Annotated in this window: 4 protein-coding genes and 1 pseudogene; 3 read left to right on the top strand and 2 right to left on the bottom strand. The window is 72.3% G+C overall.

The genetic code is table 11. The features are described 5' to 3' along the window. On the top strand, positions 1-476 hold a 476-nt coding region (locus AB0O00_RS34360; protein ID WP_363658550.1), incomplete at its 5' end, for a hypothetical protein. Between the two features lie 15 nt (positions 477-491). Here AB0O00_RS34360 and AB0O00_RS34355 read toward each other — a convergent pair. Then, positions 492-932 (bottom strand): zinc ribbon domain-containing protein, encoded by a 441-nt coding sequence (locus AB0O00_RS34355; protein WP_363658552.1) that lies wholly within the window; start codon positions 930-932, stop codon positions 492-494. Between the two features lie 97 nt (positions 933-1,029). Continuing rightward, positions 1,030-1,104, bottom strand: a pseudogene (locus AB0O00_RS34350) (helix-turn-helix domain-containing protein); the annotation flags it as partial. Positions 1,105-1,318: 214 nt separating this feature from the next. Between AB0O00_RS34350 and AB0O00_RS34345 the strand changes: the two are divergent. Next, entirely contained in the window at positions 1,319-1,462 is a 144-nt protein-coding gene (locus tag AB0O00_RS34345) for a hypothetical protein (protein ID WP_363658548.1), read from the top strand. 113 nt (positions 1,463-1,575) lie between these two features. Beyond that, a partial coding sequence (locus AB0O00_RS34340) for a GTP-binding protein (protein ID WP_363658546.1) occupies positions 1,576-2,848 on the top strand: 1,273 nt, incomplete at its 3' end.

The following is a 2,848-nucleotide window of genomic DNA, read 5'->3' as shown; positions in this document are numbered from 1 at the left end:
GCCCGACGCTGACGCCCAGTGCGGGCGGTGCGGCCTACGCCCAGCTCTACCAGCCGGCCACCTTCACCATGCAGGGCGGCAGCTGCCCGTTCAACGGCGGGGCGAACTGGGGCGTCCAGCTCGCCGACCCCCTGGCCGGCCCGCCGCACGCCACCGCCCGGCGCGGCGACGTCAACTACCAGTGCGACGAGGTGGCCGCCACGCCCGTCCTGCGGATCGCCACCGACCTCGCCGCCCCCGTGGACGCGCCCAAGGACCTCGCCGGCTGCCTGACGGCGCTGGGCCGGCTCGACAGCCGGGAGAGGTACAAGACCACCGCCCTGCCCTACGACCGGCTCAAGGCGGGCACCCGCTACTGCCTGGACAGCACCGACCAGGCGGGCCGCACCACCGTCATGTACCTCGAACTGCTCGTCAAGGACCCCGACCGCGACCTCACCTTCACCGCCACCGCCTGGCAGGAGGTCCCGCACTGACCGTTCCTTGAGAGATCAGTGCATCTCAAGGATTTGCCCATCACTGGGCAAAGGTCCTTGTCTGATCCGCCTTGGGGGCCGGTGCGAGGTTGACGCTTCACTGCCACCGGCGGGACAAGGTCCCGGCTTACGGTCGGCTCCACGTCCGTTTACCGTCTCCGGGCCGCTCCCGGCGACGTGGCGCTTCACCAGGGAAGCGAGGTTGCGGGCGGCGTTCTCGTCCCGGTCGATGACCAGCCCGCAGTATCCGCAGCTGAAGGTGCGTACGCGCAGGGGCAGTTTGGGTTTCACTGCCCGGCAGTCGGAGCACGTCCTGGAGCTGGGGAACCAGCGGTCGGCGACGTCGAGCCGGCCGCCGTTCCATACGGTCTTGTAACTGCGCCCACCACGGCGGGACCTCGTCCTTGGCCTGGTTCCACGCCCTGCGCAGGGAGTACATCGACCAGCCGAACGCAGGCGTCAGGTCCTCGATGCCGTAGGACCTCTCCGCCTCCCGCTGGGACAGGTTCGCCTTGACCCGCGCCAGCGCCCAGTTGTAGGCCACCCGTACCGCCCCGGCATGCCGCAGCAGCGCACCGACCTGACGCTGCGTCGGGTCGAGCGCAAAGCGGTACGCCTGCGTCACCATCACCAGGCGACCGTAGCGCCCAGCACCGACAACCGGCCGAAATACCCGGATTATTGATGAATACTGATGAAATTGGCAACGCTGGCTACCCCCGCACCCGCAACGGCCAACAGCACGGCAAAAATCCCGGTGCGCCGGGCCGTACGACTTCCCTAGACTCGCCGGGCGGTCACGCCCGTGACGCGAAGACAGCAGTGAGGGGAGGGGAGCGGCCATGGCCGTCCAGCGCACCGCCGCCGCCCCCGCCACGGCTCTGGCCGCCTCTCCCGCGTCCCGCTACGAGGTGATCCTGGTGTCCCGCTCCTTCCGGTGCCCGCTGCGCGGCCGGCACCGGGAGAGGAGTGCGGCCGGCGCCTGAACAAGGCCCCGTGCCGGCGGCCAACAGCCCCTCACGCCACCGAAGGTGACGTCACGTCGCACTCGTCAATCGCGCGCCCACCCACCCACGGATCACCTCCGAAAGGCCGGGCCATGCGCACCGACACCACCACCACCACCACCACCAACAGCACCAGCACCACCGCCACCAGCACGGCCGGCGCCATCGCGGCCGTCCGCAACCTGGGCATCCTCGCCCACGTCGACGCCGGCAAGACCACCGTCACCGAACGGATCCTCTACCTCACCGGCACCACCCACAAGCGCGGCGAGGTCCACGACGGCACCACCGTCACCGACTTCGACCCCCAGGAACGCGAGCGCGGCATCACCATCTTCGCCGCCGCCGTCAGCTGCGCCTGGGCCGGGCACCGGGTCAACCTCATCGACACCCCCGGCCACGTCGACTTCGCCGACGAGGTCGAGCGCTCGCTGCGCGTCCTGGACGGCGCGGTGGCGGTGTTCGACGCGGTGGCCGGCGTCGAGCCGCAGAGCGAGTCGGTGTGGAGGCAGGCCGAGCGCCACGGCGTGCCCAGGATCGCGTTCGTCAACAAGCTGGACCGCGCCGGCGCCGACCTGGACACCGCTGTTGCCTCCATCCGCGAGCGCCTGCACCCCCACCCGCTGGCCGTGCAGCTGCCGATCGGCGCCGAGGAGGCGTTCACCGGCGTTGTCGACCTGCTGCGCCTGCGCGCCCTGACCTGGAGCGAGGAGGACGGCATGCGCGAGGGCCCGGTGCCCGCGCACCTCGCCGAGGCCGCCGCCGGGCGCCGGCGCGTCCTGGAGGAGGAGGTGGCCGCCCTGCACCCCGGCGCCCTGGAGGAGTTCTGCACCGCCGGCGCCCTGAGCGCCGCCACCCTCAAGGCCGCCCTGCGCGAGCTGACCGCCGGCGGCGAGGCGGTGGTCGTGCTGTGCGGCTCCGCCTACCGCAACCGCGGCATCGAACCGCTCCTGGACGCGGTGTGCGCCTACCTGCCCTCCCCGCTGGACGTGCCCGCCGTGCGCGGCAGCGCCGGCCCCGGCGACGACACCGTCCTGGTGCGCGCCGCCGACCCCGGACAGCCGTTCACCGCCCTGGCGTTCAAGGTGAGCGCCGCCCCCACCGGACGCCTGACCTACCTGCGCGTCTACGCCGGCCGACTGGACAAGGGAGACCTCGTGCTGGATACCGCCACCGGCCGCCTCGAGCGCGTCGCGCGCATCCTGCGCGTGCAGGCCGACCGCCGCACCGAGACCGCCCACGCCCTCGCCGGGGACATCGTCGCCGTGATCGGCCCCAAGGCCGCCCGCGCCGGCGCCACCCTGTGCGCGCCTACCGCCCCGATCCTGCTTCAGGCCCCGTCCAGCGCCGAACCGGTGGTCACCG

This window comes from Kitasatospora sp. NPDC093558, assembly GCF_040683475.1.
Taxonomy (GTDB): Bacteria; Actinomycetota; Actinomycetes; order Streptomycetales; family Streptomycetaceae; genus Kitasatospora.
The sequence above is the reverse complement of the archived record's forward strand: the minus strand, read 5'-3'. Positions and strand labels throughout refer to the sequence as shown.